The organism is Dongia sp. (assembly GCF_041910485.1).
Classification (GTDB): domain Bacteria; phylum Pseudomonadota; class Alphaproteobacteria; order Dongiales; family Dongiaceae; genus Dongia.
Window position 1 is genome coordinate 19,388 of sequence record NZ_JAYRQR010000051.1, and the last position, 19,955, is coordinate 39,342.

Annotated in this window: 16 protein-coding genes; 4 read left to right on the plus strand and 12 right to left on the minus strand. The window is 62.6% G+C overall.

The features are described from left to right. Positions 1-46 precede the first annotated feature (46 nt). Positions 47-1,186 carry a DNA-processing protein DprA gene (gene dprA / locus ACE3PP_RS17370; RefSeq protein ID WP_374384468.1) on the plus strand — a complete coding sequence of 380 codons (1,140 nt, stop codon included), beginning with the start codon at positions 47-49 and terminating at the stop codon, positions 1,184-1,186. A 79-nt stretch (positions 1,187-1,265) separates the two neighbouring features. Continuing rightward, the gene (topA, locus tag ACE3PP_RS17375; protein WP_374384469.1) at positions 1,266-3,995 is read left to right on the plus strand and encodes a type I DNA topoisomerase; all 2,730 of its coding nucleotides are present in this window, start codon (positions 1,266-1,268) and stop codon (positions 3,993-3,995) included. Between the two features lie 58 nt (positions 3,996-4,053). Here the strand turns inward: topA and ACE3PP_RS17380 are convergent, their stop codons facing one another. From ACE3PP_RS17380 to ACE3PP_RS17400, 5 genes are all read right to left on the minus strand, one after another. Then, positions 4,054-4,488: a sulfocyanin-like copper-binding protein gene (locus ACE3PP_RS17380; RefSeq protein ID WP_374384470.1), complete on the minus strand. Its 435-nt coding sequence runs from the start codon at positions 4,486-4,488 to the stop codon at positions 4,054-4,056. A 158-nt stretch (positions 4,489-4,646) separates the two neighbouring features. After that, positions 4,647-5,270 carry a pyridoxamine 5'-phosphate oxidase family protein gene (locus ACE3PP_RS17385; RefSeq protein WP_374384471.1) on the minus strand — a complete coding sequence of 208 codons (624 nt, stop codon included), beginning with the start codon at positions 5,268-5,270 and terminating at the stop codon, positions 4,647-4,649. A gap of 106 nt (positions 5,271-5,376) precedes the next feature. Further along, positions 5,377-7,680 carry an ATP-dependent Clp protease ATP-binding subunit ClpA gene (gene clpA / locus ACE3PP_RS17390; protein WP_374384472.1) on the minus strand — a complete coding sequence of 768 codons (2,304 nt, stop codon included), beginning with the start codon at positions 7,678-7,680 and terminating at the stop codon, positions 5,377-5,379. A 110-nt stretch (positions 7,681-7,790) separates the two neighbouring features. Further along, a complete protein-coding gene (gene clpS, locus ACE3PP_RS17395; RefSeq protein WP_374384473.1) occupies positions 7,791-8,177 on the minus strand; it encodes an ATP-dependent Clp protease adapter ClpS in 387 nt (128 codons plus the stop codon). A 125-nt stretch (positions 8,178-8,302) separates the two neighbouring features. Beyond that, a complete protein-coding gene (locus ACE3PP_RS17400) occupies positions 8,303-9,070 on the minus strand; it encodes a hypothetical protein (protein ID WP_374384474.1) in 768 nt (255 codons plus the stop codon). Between the two features lie 145 nt (positions 9,071-9,215). Here ACE3PP_RS17400 and ACE3PP_RS17405 point away from each other — a divergent pair, with 145 nt between their 5' ends. Next, complete coding sequence (locus ACE3PP_RS17405; protein ID WP_374384475.1) at positions 9,216-10,616, plus strand: D-alanyl-D-alanine carboxypeptidase; 1,401 nt, start codon at positions 9,216-9,218, stop codon at positions 10,614-10,616. Between the two features lie 56 nt (positions 10,617-10,672). On the opposite strand, the gene ilvA is transcribed toward ACE3PP_RS17405, so the two are convergent. The 3 genes from ilvA to ACE3PP_RS17420 are packed head-to-tail and all read right to left on the minus strand — an operon-like array spanning position 10,673 to position 13,986. Further along, positions 10,673-12,187, minus strand: coding sequence for a threonine ammonia-lyase, biosynthetic (gene ilvA, locus ACE3PP_RS17410; RefSeq protein ID WP_374384476.1), 1,515 nt, complete (start codon positions 12,185-12,187; stop codon positions 10,673-10,675). A 12-nt stretch (positions 12,188-12,199) separates the two neighbouring features. Further along, positions 12,200-12,892 (minus strand): fumarylacetoacetate hydrolase family protein, encoded by a 693-nt coding sequence (locus ACE3PP_RS17415; protein WP_374384478.1) that lies wholly within the window; start codon positions 12,890-12,892, stop codon positions 12,200-12,202. Positions 12,893-12,951: 59 nt separating this feature from the next. After that, positions 12,952-13,986, minus strand: coding sequence for an LLM class flavin-dependent oxidoreductase (locus tag ACE3PP_RS17420; RefSeq protein WP_374384479.1), 1,035 nt, complete (start codon positions 13,984-13,986; stop codon positions 12,952-12,954). Between the two features lie 205 nt (positions 13,987-14,191). Between ACE3PP_RS17420 and ACE3PP_RS17425 the strand changes: the two genes are divergently transcribed. Next, positions 14,192-16,510, plus strand: a complete 2,319-nt coding sequence (locus tag ACE3PP_RS17425; protein WP_374384480.1) for a patatin-like protein — start codon at positions 14,192-14,194, stop codon at positions 16,508-16,510. 4 nt (positions 16,511-16,514) lie between these two features. Here the strand turns inward: ACE3PP_RS17425 and ACE3PP_RS17430 are convergent, their stop codons facing one another. The 4 genes from ACE3PP_RS17430 to galU form a co-directional block, all read right to left on the minus strand. After that, positions 16,515-17,444: an ArsR/SmtB family transcription factor gene (locus ACE3PP_RS17430; RefSeq protein ID WP_374384481.1), complete on the minus strand. Its 930-nt coding sequence runs from the start codon at positions 17,442-17,444 to the stop codon at positions 16,515-16,517. Between the two features lie 69 nt (positions 17,445-17,513). Then, a complete protein-coding gene (locus ACE3PP_RS17435) occupies positions 17,514-18,245 on the minus strand; it encodes a hypothetical protein (RefSeq protein ID WP_374384482.1) in 732 nt (243 codons plus the stop codon). After that, positions 18,245-18,763: a hypothetical protein gene (locus tag ACE3PP_RS17440; RefSeq protein ID WP_374384483.1), complete on the minus strand. Its 519-nt coding sequence runs from the start codon at positions 18,761-18,763 to the stop codon at positions 18,245-18,247. Before ACE3PP_RS17440 ends, ACE3PP_RS17435 begins: the two co-directional genes overlap by 1 nt. Positions 18,764-19,020: 257 nt before the next feature. Then, positions 19,021-19,905: a UTP--glucose-1-phosphate uridylyltransferase GalU gene (gene galU / locus ACE3PP_RS17445; protein WP_374384484.1), complete on the minus strand. Its 885-nt coding sequence runs from the start codon at positions 19,903-19,905 to the stop codon at positions 19,021-19,023. Positions 19,906-19,955: the final 50 nt, after the last annotated feature.

Consider the following 19,955-nt stretch of genomic DNA (forward strand, 5'->3'; position numbering starts at 1 on the left):
TGTTCACGGTTGATTCTCGCGTCACCGTTCCTTAGGCTCCCCCGGCATGGAGCCTTTGTCCCGTCCTCTCACTGATTCCGAACGCCTCGACTGGTTGCGGCTTGCCCGCAGCGAGAATGTCGGGCCGGTCACTTTCCGCCGCCTGATCGACCGCTTTGGGTCTGCGAAACGCGCTCTGGAGCGGCTGCCGGATCTCGCCCGGAATGGGGGCCGGCGCAGCTATCGCCCTTGTCCCTTGAATCTGGCCCAGGAGGAATTGGCGCGCCTCGCGGAGATCGGTGGGCGGGCCATCGCCTGGGTCGAGCCGGATTATCCGGCTGCCTTGCGCGCCGTCGATGATGCGCCGGCCGTGATCACTGTCCGGGGCCGTGCCGACCTCCTCACCCACCCTAGAGAGGTAGCCCTGGTCGGGGCGCGCAATGCCTCCGCCAACGGGCGCCGCTTTGCCCATGACATGGCCCGCGAACTTGCGGAAGCCGGCTTGGTCGTCGTCTCCGGTCTCGCGCGCGGGATCGACGGCGCCGCCCATGCCGGTGCTCTCGCCGCGAAGGGCGGGACCATCGCCGTACTGGCGGGTGGCGTGGATGTGCTCTACCCGCCGGAGCATGCCGACCTTTATGACCGGATCGCCCGGGACGGGCTGATCGTCGCCGAGATGCCGCCGGGGACCGAACCGGGGGCGCGGCTCTTTCCGCGCCGCAACCGGATCATCTCCGGCCTGTCGCTCGGCACCGTGGTGATCGAGGCGGCACTCAAATCCGGCTCCCTCATCACCGCCCGTTTTGCCAACGAACAGGGGCGCGAAGTCATGGCCGTGCCGGGCTCGCCGCTCGACCCGCGCTGCCGGGGAACGAACCGTCTCATTCGCGAGGGCGCCCTGCTGGTCGAAGATGCCGCACAGGTTTTGGAGGCGATTGATGGGGTCAGAAACCTAAATCTCAACCTCTTCAATAACGTCAATGACGGCGATCAACTCGCTGATTCTGAAATAGAAAAAGAAACAGCCGACATACGTTCCAACATCCTCAACCTGTTGGGGCCGAGCCCGGTGGAGGTTGACGAACTGCTTCGGCAGTGTCATTGCTCCGCTCCCGTCATGGGAATGGTCCTGCTGGAATTGGACCTGGCGGGCCGCCTGGAGCGGCACCCCGGCAACCGGGTTTCGCTGCTCGCAAAGGTCGCCTGACCACCTATATATCCGGCGGACCGGCACCCCATAACGGCCGGTTTGGTGTCCACTTCTAGATCATCCCGAAAGCGGGTCCATGAAGGTCGTCGTCGTCGAATCCCCCGCCAAGGCCAAGACCATCAACAAATATCTGGGTAGCGATTACAAGGTCCTGGCCAGCTTCGGCCATGTCCGCGACCTGCCGCCCAAGGATGGCTCGGTCCGGCCGGACGAGGATTTCGCCATGACCTGGGACGCCGAGGGACGCGGCGCCAAGCAGATCAAGGAAATCGCCAGCGCCGCCGCGGGGGCCGACCAGCTCCTGCTCGCAACCGACCCTGATCGCGAAGGGGAGGCCATCTCCTGGCACCTCGCCCAGGAGCTCAAGGGCAAGAAGGCGCTGGCCAAGCTGCCGATGGCCCGCGTGGCCTTCAACGAAATCACCAAGAAGGCTGTCCTCGACGCCATCGCCAACCCCCGCGAGATCGACCAGGAACTGGTCGACGCCTATCTGGCGCGCCGGGCCCTCGACTATCTGGTGGGCTTCACCCTTTCCCCCATCCTGTGGCGCAAGATGCCGGGCAGCCGCTCGGCCGGCCGCGTCCAGTCGGTGGCGCTGCGCATCGTCTGCGAGCGCGAGGCGGAGATCGAAGCCTTCAAACCCCGCGAATATTGGACCATCGAGGCCGTCTTTACCGGCCCCGACGGGCAGAGTTTCGCCGCGCGCCTGACCCACCTCAACGGCAAGAAGCTCGACAAGTTCGACATCGCCGACGAAGCCGCCGCCAAGGCAGCCGTTGCCGCCGTCCAGGCCGGCGCCCCCTTCAAGGTGGGTGCGGTTGAGCGGAAATCGGTCCGCCGCAACCCGTCGCCGCCCTTCATCACCTCGACCCTGCAGCAGGAAGCCTCGCGGAAGCTGGGCTTCGGCGCGGCCCACACGATGAAGATCGCCCAGCGCCTCTATGAAGGTATCGATCTCGACGGCGAGACGGTCGGCCTCATCACCTATATGCGAACCGACGGCGTCAACCTCAGCCAGGAAGCCGTGGTCGCCGGCAGGAAGCTCATCGGCGAGCAATACGGCCAGAAATACCTGCCCGCCAGCCCGCGCATCTATAAGAGTGCGGCGAAGAACGCCCAGGAAGCCCACGAGGCGATCCGCCCCACCGACCTGTTCCGCCGCCCGGAGCAGGTGCGCAAGTATCTGCGCGACGAGGAGGCGAAGCTCTACGACCTCATCTGGAAGCGCACCCTCGCCAGCCAGATGGAATCGGCCGAGCTGGACCAGGTGGCGATCGATATCGTCTCGGCAGACGGGCGCCAGACCCTGCGCACGACCGGCTCGATCATCACCTTCGATGGCTTCCTGACGCTCTACCAGGAAGACCATGATGACCCGACCGAGGATGACGATAGCGGCAAGCGCCTGCCCAATTTGAAGCAGGGCGACGGTGTCAAATCGCAAGAGGTGAAGCCGGAGCAGCATTTCACCCAGCCGCCGCCCCGCTATTCTGAAGCGTCGCTGATCAAGCGCCTGGAAGAGCTCGGCATCGGCCGCCCGTCGACCTATACCTCGATCCTGCAGACGCTCGAAGACCGCGCCTATGTGAAGATCGAGAAGAAGCGCCTGATCCCCGAAGATCGCGGCCGCTTGGTCACGACCTTCCTCACCAATTTCTTCGACCGCTATGTCCAGTACGGCTTCACCGCCGATCTCGAGACCAAGCTCGACGATATTTCCGGCGGCCGCGCCCGCTGGAAGGACGTTCTGGCCGAATTCTGGAACGACTTCGCCCATCTCCATCAGGACGAGGCGAATGACGGCGGCAAGCTGCCCTCGATGCAGGAAGCGGTCGCGTTCCTCGACAAGGGCATCGGCACGCGCTCGGTCGTCATCGACGCACTCAATGATGCGCTGGCGCCGCATTTCTTCCCCGACCTTGGCAACGGCAAGCATCCGCGCGCCTGCCCTGCCTGCGGTTCCGGCGAACTCGGCATCAAGCTGGCGAAGAACGGCGCCTTCATCGGCTGCAACAATTACCCGGAATGCAAATACACGAAGCCCCTGGCCGTGCAGACCGAGGAAGAGATTGCGGCAGCCGCCGCCGGCCCGGTCGAGCTCGGCAAGGATCCGGCCGGCAAGAGCATCACCTTGCGCAAGGGGCCTTATGGCTTCTATGTGCAGCTGGGTGAGGCGGAAGATGGCGAGAAGCCCAAGCGCGTGTCGCTCACCCGCGATCTCGACCCCAATGCGGTGAGCCTGGAGATCGCCGAGAAGCTCTTGAGCCTGCCGCGTGTCGTCGGCCACCACCCCGAGACGCAGAAGCCGATCATGGCCGGCATCGGCCGCTTCGGCCCCTATCTCAATCACGACGGCAAGTTCAAATCGATTCCGAAGGATGACGACGTCCTTACCATCGGCATGAACCGCGCGGTCGAACTGCTCGCCCAAGAAAGCAAAGGTCGCGGTGGCCGACAGGCGGCACCCGGCAAGGAGATCGGCAAGCATCCGACATCGGGCGAAGCCGTGACCCTGCACGAAGGCCGCTACGGGCCTTATGTGAAGATGGGCGCCATCAACGCGACCTTGCCGAAATCGATCGAGCCCGGCGCCGTGACGCTTGAAGAGGCCCTGCAACTGATCGCCGCGCGCGAAGCGGCCGGCGGGGCTAAGGGCAAGAAAAAGGCGGCACCGAAAGCCGCGAAGAAAGCGGCCAAGAAGACCGCCGCAAAGCCGGACGATTCCGAGGCGAAGCCGGCGAAAAAGACCGCCGCCAAGAAGACGGCCAAGAAAGCCGTCAAGAAGGCCGCGAAGAAAACCGCCTGAACACGCCACCCTCCCTCGCCGAACGCGGCGAGGGAGTTGGCATAACCTACGTTGCGCGTTACTTCGTCACCGTGAAATGCGCCATCATGCCGGCCTCGAAATGGCCCTTGATGTTGCACATCAAGAGATATTCGCCGGCCTTGAGATCGGCGCTCATCTCGCCGGTCTTGCCCGGCTCCAGATCCTCGACCTCGCCCATCGATTTCAGCTTGTCTTCGTCGACGCGGTGCTTGCCCGCCATCATCGGGATCTTGTCGTTCTTGTGCTTCAGCTTGATCACGACCATCTCGTGATTGGTGGCGATGGCATCGTTCTTGACGACGAACGTCACCTTGCCGGCCGGCACGGATTCATGATCGAGCTTCATCCCCATCTTGTCGCCGGCATCGCCAGTGAGGTCGACATTGACGGTTGAGTCGGCAAAGGCCGGCAGGCTCGAGGCAACAAGGATTGCTGCGCCCAGCCACAGGCCGCGCATGGAATAGGTCGACATATAAGAAAGCTCCCAATGTGAATGTCTGGCCGGTCTCGGCCACGACCGCCAGCAACGGCCGCGAAAGAAACGCTAGCAAGACCGACTGACAGACAGCTTTCTGTTGCAAACGCCGACCAACAGCGCGCCGTCAGCTTGCGGAAAGGATACGTGCCGCCTCAATCCTCAGGGATGAGACCACCTTCTTCTTCATTGCGCTTGTCGTAGGCGGCGCCGTCGAACTCGGCACGGCAGGCCTGCAGCATCTGCCCGATCGTCGGCAACGCCTTGCGGTCGATCTGTGCCGCCGGATCCCACAGTTTGGAACGCGAGAGTGATTGCGAGCAATGCACGTAGGCGCGGTCGATCTCGATGATCAGCACCGAGCGCGGAATCTTGCCGTTGACGTCGGCGAAGCTGGCGACGAGATCCGGATCGACCGAGACCTTCGCGCGCCCGTTGACGCGCATCGTCTCACCCACACCCGGCACCAGGAACAGCAAGGCGACGCGCGGATCGCTGACGACGTTGCTCAAACTGTCGACGCGGTTGTTGCCGCTGCGGTCGGGAAGCATGAGAGTCTTTTTGTCGACGATGCGCACGAAGCCCGGCGGGCCGCCGCGCGGGCTGGCATCGAGACCTTCATCGCCGCTGGTCGACAGCACGACGAAGGGCGATGCCTTGATGAAGGCTGCGTAAAGCTCGGTGAGGAAGGTCATCTCCTTCACCAGCGAGGCCGGCACCGGCTCCCCGTAGAGATCACGCAAGGCATCGGCTTCCGAGATTTTGGTCTGATCGTTCATGGCCTTCCCTTCATGGCAAAACGGCGCCCGATCGTAGGTGACCGGGCGCCGATGTGGAAGGCAGGAATTGGCTAGGAAACGCTGGCTAGCCTGCCGCTTGTGTCCCTTAGGCGTCGACGGGCTCGACTGTCTCTTCGCGCGGGGAGGATTTGGATTCGACGATTTCGAAGGTGAGCTTCTGCTTCTCGGTATCGAAATCGACGCGCACCGTGCCGCCCTTTTCGAGCTTGCCGAACAGCAATTCCTCGGCGAGCGGCTTCTTGATGTGCTCCTGGATCGTGCGGGCGAGCGGCCGCGCGCCATAGAGCGGGTCGAAGCCGATATCGGCGAGGTGCTTCCGCGCCGCGTCGGTCAACTCGATATTGACGTGGCGATCGGCGAGCTGGGCCTCAAGCTGCATGACGAACTTGTCCACGACCTGCGCCACGATCTCCGGCGAGAGGTTCGAGAACGGAATGACGGCATCCAGACGGTTGCGGAATTCCGGCGCGAACAGGCGTTCGATTTCGGCCTGGTCCTCGCCCTCACGCTTGTCGCGCATGAAGCCAATCGCCGATTTCGCCATCATGGCGGCACCCGCATTCGTCGTCATGATGAGGATGACGTTGCGGAAATCGACGCCCTTGCCGTTATGGTCGGTGAGCTTGCCGTGATCCATCACCTGCAACAGGATGTTGAAAAGGTCCGGATGCGCTTTCTCGATTTCATCCAAAAGCAACACGGCATGCGGATGCTGATCGATGGCGTCGGTCAAAAGGCCGCCCTGATCGAAGCCGACATAGCCCGGAGGGGCGCCGAGCAGGCGCGAGACCGTGTGCCGCTCCATATATTCCGACATGTCGAAGCGGATGAGCTCGATGCCCATGATGCGGGCCAGTTGCTTTGCCACTTCGGTCTTGCCGACCCCGGTCGGACCTGAGAACAGGTACGAGCCAATGGGCTTGTCCGGTTCGCGGAGGCCCGCACGGGCGAGCTTGATCGCAGCACACAGCGCATCGATCGCCGGATCCTGGCCGAAGACCATCGTCTTCAGATCGCGTTCCAGCGACTTCAAGGCGACCTTGTCGTCCTTCGAGACGGACTTTGCCGGGATGCGCGCGATGACCGCGACCACCGCTTCGACATCCTTCACGGTTATGGTCTTCTTGCGTTTCGATTCAGGCAGCAGCATCTGCGCCGCACCCACTTCGTCGATGATGTCGATCGCCTTGTCGGGCAGCTTGCGGTCGCCGATATAACGGGCAGAGAGCTCGACCGCGGCGCGGATCGCCTCCGACGTGTAGCGGACGTTGTGGTGCTTTTCATAATAGGGCTTTAGCCCCCGCAGGATCTTCACCGCATCTTCCTGCGACGGCTCGTTGACGTCGATCTTCTGGAAGCGGCGGACCAGCGCGCGGTCCTTTTCGAAATGCTGGCGGTATTCCTTGTAGGTGGTCGAACCGATGCAACGCAGCGAACCCGATTGCAACGCCGGCTTCAACAGGTTCGAGGCATCCATCGAGCCGCCGGAGGTGGCACCGGCACCGATCACCGTATGGATTTCATCGATGAAGAGAATGGCGCCTTCGAGATTCTCGAGCTCCTTCACCACCGCCTTCAACCGTTCTTCGAAATCGCCGCGATAGCGGGTACCCGCCAGCAGCGAGCCCATATCGAGCGAGAAGATGGTGGCGTTCTTCAACACATCCGGCACGTCGCCCTTGACGATGCGGCGCGCGAGACCTTCGGCGATCGCCGTCTTGCCGACGCCCGGATCGCCCACGTAAAGCGGGTTGTTCTTGGTACGGCGGCACAGCACCTGGATGGTGCGCGAGACCTCGCCGTCACGGCCGATCAGCGGATCGATCTTGCCGTTCTGGGCCTTCTGGTTGAGGTTGACGCAATAGGCCTCGAGCGCCTCGGTTCCGGTCTTGGTTTGGGTTTCGCCTTCTTCCTTTTCGGCGGCGCCGCGCACGCGCTTCGGTTCGGCGCGGCCGGCGACCTTGGCGATGCCGTGGCTGATATAGTTGACGGCATCGAGGCGCGTCATCTCCTGCTCCTGCAGGAAATAGACGGCATGGCTTTCACGCTCGGAGAAGAGTGCCACCAGGATATTGGCGCCGGTCACTTCCTCGCGGCCGGAAGATTGCACATGAATGGCCGCGCGCTGAACGACACGCTGGAAGCCGGCGGTGGGTTTGGCCTCCGCCTGCTGCTTGCTGATGATGTTGGCGAGCTGGTTGTCGACATAGTCGACGAGATCACGCTTGAGCCGGTCGACATCGACATTGCAGGCACGCATCACGGCAACCGCGTCCTGGTCGTCGGTCAAGGCGAGGAGCAGATGCTCCAGCGTCGCGTAATCATGCCGTCGCTCGCTGGCCAGGGCCAGGGCACGGTGCAGGGTCTGTTCAAGATTGGGCGACAGCATGGGCCGGGATATCCTTCCTTGACTAACTATCTACCGTCACACGAGCCCCCGCCCGCGCGACATCCGATACACATGAACGACTGTTCCCCACTTCGCTCGTCTTCGACTGGCTATTCTTTCTCCATCGTGCATTGCAGCGGGTGCTGATGGCGGCGTGCGAAATCGATCACCTGCGAGACCTTCGTCTCGGCGATTTCGTACGTATAGATCCCGCACACCCCGACACCGCGGTGATGCACATGCAGCATGATCTCGGTCGCCGCTTCGCGGCTCTTGTTGAAAAAGCGCTCCAGGACATGCACGACGAACTCCATCGGCGTGTAATCGTCGTTGAGGAGCAGCACCCGGTACATGGAGGGCTTCTTGGTCTTCGGCTTCGCCTTGACCACCGTGCCCACGCCCGGCCGGCCGGCGCCACCCTGGTCGTGGTCGTCGCCATCTTCACCGGCCGTCAGCACGGGAAGGACCGCCTTGCGCGCCATGTCCTCAATATTCATCAAATCAGTGGACCCGGAATTGGCTATCATGGCTCTATCATATTGGATGCTAAGACCGAGTTAAAAGAGGCGGTTGCGATATAGTGGGGCTGCAATAATGCGGGGCTCCGATTTCCGAGCCCCATTCACAGCCCAGCCCGCCCTATTCCATCGGCCCGGAGTGTAATGACGAAAGCGCCGTTAAAATCCCTGTGCCGGCCTTTGCCCTGGTCGTTCTTGTCCATATAGGTGACCGGACGGGGCGGCAGATAGGCAACACCCGTTTGGTCATGCTTCAGCAGAAAGTCCAGAAACGCCGTGCGGGTAAGACTGATCGCCCGCGGCTTATCCGCCCAGGCGTTGATGAAGAATTTCCCACTCTCGCAGCCGGCGACCAGCCAGTAGAAATCCTGCGAATGCAGGCGCAAGCCCGCCTGGGAGCCGCTGGCGAACCCGGCCTGATGCAGCAGTTCACGCAGTTTTGACAATTCAGCGGCGCTGAGATCGCTGTCGGAGCGGCGGAAATTCCAGGGCCCCAGCAACTCATCGAAACTGTTGAAACCCATGTCCATCAGATTGCCGCTCTGACCCCGCGCCCGGGCGGTCAGATGCGGCTTTCCGGCCACCGCCAGATCGTAAGTCCGCACATGGTCATAATATTGGCCGTTATAGACGATCCGGTATTGATCCGGCCCGCCGGCGGCACAGGAATTGCGAATATCAGCACCGTCCAGATAGCTGAACCACGTGAATTTGCGCTCGATCGGATTGTCGATACTGCTGCCTGAACCGAGTTGCCCACTGGGCTGATAGGCGCAGCCGCCGAGAAGACTCGCGGCGAGCGCAAGGCCGGCCCAGATGCGCGCCTTGGAGCGGCGGCGCTGCCGGAGGCCGCTTGGATTTCTGAGGATCATCCGGTAGTCACCTGATTCCGTTGACGTCTTGTCGCAGTTTACCAGATTTTAGGAGGTAGTAAGCTATAGACAGGATTCTACGGTTAACGTAGGATCGGACACGAAATTGCCTAAATCTTTTCACCGGCTTAGGGGGAAAAGCACGATGTTTCTGCCGCGTCAGACCAAGCGGGGGTCGATTCTGTCCATTTTGCGCCTTTTTGGCGCCGCCCTTGCCGTTCTGGCACTGACCAGCGTCGTCTTTTCTCCGAATGCGCTCGCCAAGCCGGTTGCCGCCAGCATCGTGGTCGATGCCGAAACAGGTGAAGTTCTTTCCCGTTCCAACGCCGATGCCGTCACCTACCCGGCATCTTTGACCAAGATGATGACGCTCTACCTGCTGTTCGACGCTCTCGACGCGGGCACCATCAAGCTCAGCGACCGCATCACCTTCTCGAAGAACGCGGCAAGCGAACCGGCGACCAACATGAACGTCCAGGCCGGCGATACGATTTCGGTCGAGACCGCCATTCTCGCCATGGTCGTGCGTTCAGCCAATGACGTCTCAACGGCGGTGGGCGAGCGACTCGGCGGCACAGAAAGCGCGTTCGCCCGCATGATGACCGCGAAGGCGCGCCAGCTCGGCATGAGCAACACGACCTACCGCAATGCCAACGGCTTGCCCAATCCGGGTCAGATGACCACGGCGCGCGACCAAGCGACGCTGGGCATCGCCCTGCTGCGCGACCATCCCAAATATTACGGCTACTTCGGCCGCAACAGCTTCGTCTACCGTGGCAACACCTATGGCGGCCATAATCGCGTGATGAAGAAGTTCGCCGGCGCCGACGGCATCAAGACCGGCTATATCCGCGCCGCCGGCTTCAACCTTGTCTCCTCGGCCGAACGCAACGGTCGGCGCCTGGTTGGCGTCGTTCTGGGCGGGACCAGCGCGCCGATCCGCGACAAGCAGATGGTTGCCTTGCTGACGGACGGCTTCAAGACCCGCCAGGGCATTGGCGACGTACTCGTTGCCAAGGCCCCCGGCAGTGCCGCTCCGGTCAAGCAGGCGCCGATGGTGGCTGCCAATGATGATGGCGCGCCGGCTGGTGGGCAAGACACCGGCGCCCAAGACGATGGCGACATGGATGCGGTGGTGGCGAGCACCCTGGTGCCGACGCCGAAGCCGGCCACGCGCCAGGAAGATTCGATCGGCACGACGATTGCGACCATGGCCAGCGTTTCCCTGGCCCCCGCCGTCGCCAAGCCTGACACGCAGGATGTGGCGACCGTCTGGAGCCCTGAAAACCAGTTCGGCATCCAGGTTGGCGCCTATTCGAAGTTCAAGCCGGCGCAGAAGGCCGCCGAACGTGCGACCAAGGCCGTGCCGACGCTCCTTTCCGACGCGCGCATCGTGATCGATCGCGGCAACAGCAACATCTATCGCGCGCGGGTCTTCGGCCTCAGCAAGACCGATGCCGATGCCGCGTGCAAGAAGCTGAAGGCCAAGCAGACCGACTGCCTGGTCGTGAAGTCGGACAGCACCATCGCCCAATCGGTGCAGTAAGCCCAAACAACCGCGTTGTTGGGACCGGCGCCTTTCGCCCGTCCGATGGCCCCGCATCAATCGCCCAGGAACAGGCGGTAGACCGGGTTGAGCGTCTCGTCCTCATAAGGATAGCCAAGCCGATCGAGTGTCGCAGCAAAGCGCGCCCGCTCGGCCTGCGGCACCTGCAAGCCAGCCAGCACACGGCCATAGTCGGCGCCGTGATTGCGGTAGTGGAACAGCGTGATGTTCCAGTCGCTGCCGACGCCATTCAGGAACTTCATCAAGGCACCCGGCCGTTCGGGGAATTCGAAGCGCAGCAACACTTCGTCGCGCAGGCCCGGTGCCCGCCCGCCGACCATGTAGCGTATGTGGAGCTTGGCCGTCTCATCGGCGCTGATATCGAGCACCTTGTAGCCGAGAGCACGCAATTCATCGAGCAGCGACGCCTTCTCGGTTCCATCGCCGCGCAGTTTGAGACCGACAAAGACATGAGCCTCGCTGCCGGCGGCATAGCGGTAGTTGAATTCGGTGATGTTGCGATTGCCCAGCACTTCCACAAAGCGCCGATAGCTGCCTTGCCGCTCCGGGATGGTCACGGCGAGGAGGATTTCCCGCGCCTCGCCGATCTCCGCGCGCTCAGCGACATGGCGCAGCCGATCGAAGTTCATGTTGGCGCCGCTGTTGACGGCGACGAGCGCGCCGCTGCGCTGGGGATTGGCCATCGCATAGGCCTTGAGCCCTGCCAGCGACAAGGCGCCGGCCGGCTCGGCGATGACCCGCGTATCTTCAAAGATGTCTTTGACCGCGGCGCACATCTCGTCTGTGTCGGCCAATAGAATATCGTCGAGAAGGTTGCGGCACAGGCCGAACGTCTCGGCCCCCGCCTGGCGCACGGCGACGCCGTCCGCAAAGAGCCCGACACGATCGAGCATGACACGTTCGCCGGCAGCGATGGCCGCTTTCATCGATGCCGCATCGACCGGCTCGACGCCGATCACCTTGGTTTCGGGACGCAGGAACTTCACATATGACGCGATGCCGGCCGCGAGCCCCCCACCGCCGATCGGCACGAAGATCGCCTCGATCGGTCCGGCAAATTGCTGGAGCAGTTCCACCCCGATCGTCCCCTGCCCGGCAATCACATCCGGATCGTCGAACGGGTGAATGAAGGTGAGGCCTTGCTCGGCTTCCAATTGCTTGGCATGGGCGAAGGCGTCGTCGAACGTATCGCCACTGAGGACGACGCTGCCGCCAAGGCGGCGCACCGCGTCGATTTTGATCTGCGGCGTGGTCACCGGCATGACGATGGTGGCCGCAATACCGAGCCGCTGCGCCGACAAGGCAACACCCTGGGCATGATTGCCGGCCGACGCACAGATGACGCCGCGCTTTCGTGCCTCTGGGTCAAGCCGCGCGATGCGGTTGTAGGCACCCCGAATCTTGAAGGAAAAGATCGGCTGCAGGTCTTCGCGCTTCAGCAGGATTTCCGCATTGAGGCGCCCACCCAGGCGCGGCATGGAATCAAGCGGGGTATGCTCGGCAACGTCATAGACGCGGGCATCGAGGATACGGCGAACATAGTCGGCCATGCACTTGTCCCTTCAGATCACGCGCAGGTCCAAGGTGCCGACACCGTCCACGCCGCCTTGCAGATGCTGGCCGCGTTCGACCGGGCCGACCCCCGCCGGGGTACCGGTGAAGATGAGATCGCCGGCCCGCAAGGTGAACAGGTTGGAAAGATAGCTGATCATTTCGCCGATCTTCCAGATCATCTGACCGAGATCGCCCTGCTGACGCGTTTCACCATTCACCTTGAGCCAGATCGCCCCCGCCTGCGGATGGCCGATGCGCTCGGCGGGCTGGATGGCCGAGCAAGGTGCTGCATGGTCGAAGGCCTTCGCGACCTCCCAGGGCCGGCCGGCCTTCTTGGCCTCAGCCTGCAGATCGCGCCGCGTCATGTCGAGGCCGACGGCGTAGCCGAACACCCGCCCCAATGCTTCCTGCGGCGCGATTCCGACACCGCCGGAATGAAGGGCAACCACCAGTTCTATTTCATGATGCACATCCCGGGTCGCTGTCGGATAGGGGAAATCCGCCCCGGGCAGGATCAGCGAATCCGGGTTCTTCTGAAAAAAGAACGGGGCCTCCCGATTGGGATCATGCCCCATCTCGATCGCATGGTCGGCATAGTTCCGGCCGACACAATAGATGCGATGCACCGGGAACAGGGCGTCGGTGCCGGATATCGGCAGGACGGGGATCGGCGCCGGCGTGAACATGTAGGAGGCAGACATCGGCAAAACTCGCAGCCATCGTTTGATGACGGCAGAATAATGCCGCCAGGTCGGCGCCGCTAGCGCTCCGACGCGCTTCTCTCACCAAGGGCACCCGGCCCGCCGGCAAGCTTGGTCCGGATATCGGCCACCATCTTGAAGGATTTCAATCGCGCCTGGTGATCGAATATCTGGCCGGCCACCATGATTTCGTCGACCGCTGTGCCGGTCATGAAGTCGACGAGCCCACGTTCGACATTTTCCTGGGACCCAACCACCGCATAAGCCAGGGAATGATCGACCATTTCCTTTTCCAGCGGAGACCAGAAAGACTCCATATCGTCCCGCGGCGGCGGCAGCGGGCCGGGCCGGCCCCGGCGCAGATTGACGAACTGCTGCTGGAGCGAGGTGAACAACCACTTGGCCTCCGCATCTGTCTCCGCCGCAACCACGCTGAGACCAGCCATGACATAGGGTTTGGCAAGGTGAACGGAGGGTTTGAAGCGGCTGCGATAGAGGTCGAGTGCGCGCAGCAGGGAATCGGGCGCGAAATGCGAGGCAAAGGCGAACGGCAGCCCCATCTCCGCCGCCAGTTGCGCACTGAAGAGGCTGGAGCCCAACAGCCAGATCGGAATATCCAGTCCCGCCCCCGGCACGGCGCGGATGGCCTGGCCCGGCTCGACCGGTGCAAACCATCCCATCAGTTCGGCAACGTCTTGCGGGAATGAATCGTCGCTGCCCAGAAGATTGCGGCGGAGTGCCCGCGCCGTCCGTTGATCGGTGCCGGGCGCCCGCCCAAGGCCCAGATCGATGCGCCCCGGAAAGAGCGATTCCAGCGTGCCGAACTGTTCGGCAATCACCAGCGGCGCGTGATTGGGCAACATGATCCCGCCAGCGCCGACCCGAATGCGCTTGGTTGCCGCAGCGACATGACCGATGACGACGGAAGTTGCGGCGCTGGCAATGCCGGGCATGTTGTGATGCTCGGCCAGCCAAAAGCGGTGGTAACCCCAATCCTCGGCGTGCCGGGCAAGGTCGGCCGAATTGCGGAAGGCATCCGCGGCGCTCAACCCCTCGGGAATGGGCGACAGGTCCAGCACGGAAAACGGAATCATGGCTTCGCTCACAAAAGGATCGCTTTTCGTGGGGCGAGGATAGCAAGCGACGACGCCACAGGCTCCACGCCGATTTGGCCGACACCGCATGCCCAGGACGCAAATCCCCGTCCCCGCGAGGGACATGGGCGACATCGGGTGCTAGACTGGCGCGACTCGGAACCGAAGACCGCTCGAAACCAGTCCAGTCAGCCGTCGGGGGCCCATGAAGCAGATCGAGGTCAGGCTTGCCGTGGTGCTCTATGGCGGCGTTTCGCTGGCCGTCTACATCCACGGCGTCACCCGCGAATTGCTGAACCTTATTCGCGCCTCGAAACTCCTTCATGCCGAGACGGGTAAGGTGGGAGATCCGGGGGACAGCACCTCGGTCTATCTGGATATTCTCCGCACACTCCTGCCCGACGTCGATCTGCGCATCGTTATCGATCTCATTTCCGGCGCCTCGGCCGGTGGCATCAACGGCGTGATGCTGGCCCGCGCCCTTGCCCACGATCTGCCGCTCGACGCGCATCGCGAATTGTGGCTGCAGAATGCCGATGTGACCCAGCTTTCTGCACCTGCCAGCTTGTTCAGCCGGACTTGGAAGTCGGCCATGGGGCCGATGATCGACAAGATCCTGGTCCGCCGTTTCGGATCGCAGGTGGCGGAGCCGGAAACGCTGTCCAAGGTGCGGCGTTTCGTACAGGCGCGCTGGTTTACCCCACCCTTCTCCGGCCGGCGGTTTGCCGGCTGGATGTTGGACGCCTGCGACGCGATGGACGCAAGCGCCAGCGAAGGCATCAGCCTGTTGCCCCCGGGGCACAGGCTCGATCTCTTCGTGACCGTGACCGACTATCGCGGCCACCACCATCTGATCGCACTGCACGATCCGCCGGTCGTCGAAGAGACCGAGCATCGGCGCATCATCGCCTTCACCTGCCGCCGCACCCTTTCCGGCGAATTGCAGAGCGAATTCGGCGTCGACCATGTGCCGTCCCTGGTCTTTGCCTCGCGCGCCACGGCCTGTTTCCCCGGTGCCTTCGCACCGGCCACTGTGGCCGAAATGGACGATCTGTTGAGCGAACGCGGCCGCCCCTGGCCGGCGCGCCGGGCGCTCCTCGTCGACAAGCTGGGCGTCGATGGCGATTTGGATCAGGCGGCGGCCAACCGCTTCTTCATCGACGGCAGCGTCGTCATGAACAAGCCCTTTTCGCCCGTGATCCAGGCGTTGGGCGACCGGCCGGCGAGCCGGGAAGTCGTGCGGCGCATCATCTATGTCGATCCGAACCCGCGCAACGGCGGCAGGCAGCGCAGCGGCGAGGGCGCACCGGGATTTTTCCGCACGATCCTGGCATCGCTCGCCGTCATTCCGCGCAATGAACCGATCGCCGATGATCTGCTCGGCATCGAAGCGTGGAATGTTCGCGCCCGCCGCATGGCAGAAATCCTTGCTGCGGCAGACCCCGAAGTCGAACGCCTCGTCGACAGCATCGTACGCGCGGATCCAGACAATCCACCGACCATCGCGGAGGTCAGCCGTTATCGGTCCGAGGCGAATGAGGCGGCACACCGGGGTGCCGGCTACGCCTATCTGAGCTATATGAAGCTCAAGGTTCGTGGCGTCACCGATTCCCTCGCCAAGCTGGTGGCGGATCTGGCCCATAGCGACGGCGATTCCGTCACCGCGGCGGAAGTGGTGGTGGCGATCGACCGATGGCTGACGGACGATCCGGCATCGCCGGCGCGTACCATCCGCTTCCTTCGCGCGTTCGATGTCGAGTTTCGCCTGCGCCGCATTCGCTTCGTCATTCGACGGCTCAACGAACTCTATCGGGCGGCCGGCGAAGAAGGCATCGATGTGGGTTCGGCCGCGATCGACGATCTCAAAGGCGCGCTCTATGAAGCCATCGAGCGGGCGGCACCGCGCTGGGATGCCAGCAAGTACGCCGGAAAGCCAGTCGAAGCAGCGACCCGGCTGGCGGCATCGGCGCGGGCGGGCGGCGAATTCTCCGAGGCGGATCTCGCCGCTCTCGAGGAATCCTTCGGCCTCATTCCCATCGACCATTCGCTGGACGAGATCATCTCGGTCATGGGCTTTGCCTTTCTGCCGCCCATCGCCCGGCGCGCCGTCGCCAAGGCCTATGTCGGGTTCGCCTTCTTCGATCTCATCACCTTCCCGATCCTGCAATGGACCGACATGGATGAGATCAATGAGGTTCTTGTCGACCGCATCAGCCCGGACGATGCGCGCAGCCTCGGCGATGTCGTGCTGCGCGGCACATCGCTCATGAGCTTCGGCGCCTTCTTCAACCGGTCGTGGCGCGAGCATGACTTTCTGTGGGGCCGGCTCAATGCCGCGGAGCGCTGCCTCGATGTCATCTTGTCGGCCGTCGGCGCGCGGGTCGGCGCCAAGATCGATGCGGCACGCATGCGCGGTCGCTTGTTCCTCGCCATTCTCGATTCAGAGGAAGCGCACCTGCACGCTGATCCTGACCTGATCCCGCGCCTGCGCCGCGAGATCATGGCGCGCTACGGCTTCGAATAAGCGATCAAGCGGGTCGCTCCGCCGACCACAGCGCAACCGTCAGAGAGCCGCCCGCCAGATGCTGCGGCGGCAGCGGCATGAGACCGGCTGACTTGCACCAGGATGTTATCTGACTGTCGTCAAAACCCAGCCAGCGGTGGGCCTGCTCTTCGCGCAATTGTTCGAGGCTGTGCGTCACGAAATCGACAATCACCAGCCGCCCACCTTGCGCCAGCACGCGCGCCGCTTCAGCCAAAGCCGCATCCGGCCGATCCGCGAAATGCAGCACCATGTTCATCGTCACGGCCGTGAAAGCCGCGTCCTCGAAGGGCAGTGCGAACATATCGGCCTGCCGTACCTGACAATGGCGCAGGCCGGCGCGGAACAGATTCGATCGCGCCACATTCAACATCTCGCGCGAGCGGTCGACGCCCACTGCCGATTGGGCACGTTTGCCGACCAGGGACAAGACATGACCTGCCCCGGTGCCAACGTCGAGTAGGCTTTCGATCTGTCCTTCCGGCAAGGCTTTCAACAAGGCCGCATCGACGGCGGCCTGGTCGGCATGGAGCGAACGAATCTGCTCCCAATCGCCGGCATGCTGGCGGAAGAAATCGGCGACGCGGCTTGTCCAACCTTCCGAAATGGCCTGCAGGCGCTTCAAATCCTGGGCGTGCTGCCGATCATCGGACGGAAGCAAGTCGACGATGAGGCGTGCAAGCTCTCCACCCACACCCTCTTCCGGCAGGCGGTACCATGCCCACGGGCCCTCCTGGTTGCGAACCAGGACGCCGGCCTCGACCAGCAATTTGAGGTGTCGCGAGATGCGCGGCTGGGATTGGCCCAGAATCTCGACCAGATCGCTCACTGTCAGTTCAGCATGGGCGCACAGTCCCAGGATGCGCAGACGCGTTGCTTCGGCCGAGGCGCGCAGCCCCCTTAAAATCTCTTCCATATCTTCCCCGCCTATTGGCGGGATAAGAATATTTTTATGTGCTTATCTTTAGCAAGGCCGAACTGGGCCTCAAACCAAGCGGCAATGCGGGTCGATGGCCCGCATGGCCCGGGCCAGATCCTGATCAACCGCCTTCAGTCGTGCCCGCACGTGAACGTCGCTGGGGCGCTGGTCATAGGCAGCGGCGGTGTTGAACGCTTCGAGACTGATCAACAATTGCCGCAAGGTTGCCTCGGTCGGGTGCCCCAGCAATTCGACGATCTCCGCACCTTCGCGACTGAAGCTCGGCATCGGAATGGCTGACGAAATGTGGCCGGCAGCGAGAATTCGCGCGCGGCGATCCGTTTCCGCCTTCAGTTGCGCAAGTTCCCCCGAAATCACGCGTGCCAGATTGTGCGCCAGCGCGCGCTGCAGCGCGGCGGTACCGAGCATCGCCAAGCGAAATGCGAAATAGACGGCGAAAAGCGCCAGCATGACGGCCGCACCGCGCGCCACCCACTGATCATCGAATGCCCAATCCACCGTCTGCCGTACAACGATGACTACACCAGCCAACGCCCCGGCCAGCAGCAGGATGGACATCAGCCACCCAGCCCAGAAGGGTAACAGGCGCGCCCGCACGGATTTCGGCAACGACATATCCCGAATCTCCCAGGCGATCTGATGCGCCGCCTGCGCAAGATCGAGAATCGAGAAGAAGATGATCCGCCCCAATATCAGCGTCAGCAGAAGCGGCGCGAGCAAGATCGCGCCTGCAATCGTCAGCAACCGGCGCCAAATGGCCGACAGTTCGTCCATCATCAAGCAGTTCCCCCAATCAAACCAAGTCGACGCATCAGGAGATTGAGCAACAGACATCCGAGACCGAACAGATATGTCTCGATGAATATCAGTTCCGAAATGTCGGTCACTACATCCATCAAATTCTGCTCGAGCCCGGGAATTTGGTAGTTGAAGAGAAACCCATCCCCATCAGAAAGATCGATCACGTCGGAAATACATTGGAAGGCGAAACCCAGCTGCATGGCGCGCACAGCAATACGGGGCGCTTCTTCCAGCGAGCAGGCCGCATAGAGGCCGATCGGGGTCAGACAGAGGAACAGCAGGTCGGCATAGTCGTCGTCACCCCAGGCGCGCTCGATGCGATCGAAGATATTGAAGACCTCGTTCGCAGCAATCAATGCCAAGCCAAGCGTCGCACCCCACCAGAAAATGCGCGCACCGGAACGAGGCGGATGCTGATGCGCCAGGACCATAGCCAGGAGGGCGCCGATCCAAAGGGCAAGACCATTGGCGTATTCGGCCAACGCGTCGCTCACCGGCCAATTGCTGAAGGATTTGGCGACCAGGACGCAAACCGCCAGGAAAAAGCCGACCAGAACCACAGCAAAGGTTCGATAGATCGACTGGACGGCGGTCAGATTGAATATGTCGCGAACAGTCGACATGGTCCTCAACAGCACAAGGATCGTATCCCAGGCAAAATCACCTATGGCCACGACCTTCTGCCGGGGAGCCTAAGCAGCCCACCGGCAGAATGCAAGCTAGCTGACAAGCGTTGCAGGTCGTCCCGGATTCACAATTTCAAGCTGCTGGCGATGTCCGCCACCACCTGCCGCACGCTCTTGCCCAGGATGGGATGCGCGACGCCGAGGGCGATATTGGCCTCAATGAATCCGGCCTTGTCGCCGCAATCATAACGTTTGCCTGCGAAGCGATAGCCGTGGAAGGGCACCTGGCCGATCATGCGCGCCATGGAATCCGTCAGCTGAATCTCACCACCCGCCCCCGGCTCCTGCGCCTCAAGATGATGGAAGATTTCCGGCTGCAGGATGTAGCGGCCGATCACGGCGAGCCGCGACGGCGCCTTGTCGGGCGACGGTTTTTCGACCAACCCCTTTACCTCGACGAGACCGTCCTTGTCAGTGCCCGGTGAGAGGATCCCGTAGCGGCTGGTATGTTCCTGCGCCACTTCCATGACGGCAATGATGTTGCCGCCGACCTTCCGGTAAACATCCGCCATCTGCTTCAGGCACGAAACTTCACCGTGAACCAGATCGTCCGGCAGCAGCACCGCCACCGCTTCGTCCTTGATGAAATGGCGCGCGCACCAGACGGCGTGCCCCAATCCTTGCGGCTCCTGCTGGCGTACATAGGCGACGTTGCCGGCAAGCGGCAGCATTTTCTTGAGGAGTTCCAGTTCTGCCTTCTTGCCGCGGCGGGTCAGCGTATCCTCTAGCTCGTAGGAATGATCGAAATGGTCTTCCATCGCCGATTTGCCGCGACCGGTGACCAGGATCATCTCCTCGATCCCGGCAGCTTGCGCCTCTTCGACCGCATATTGGATCAGCGGCTTGTCGACCACCGTCAGCATTTCCTTCGGCATCGATTTCGTCGCCGGCAGGAATCGCGTGCCCAGTCCCGCGACCGGGAAGATGGCCTTCTTAAGCGGTTTGATCATTCCGTTTCCCTTTGATTGATGCGACGCAGCATTTCTGCCATGCCGCCGAA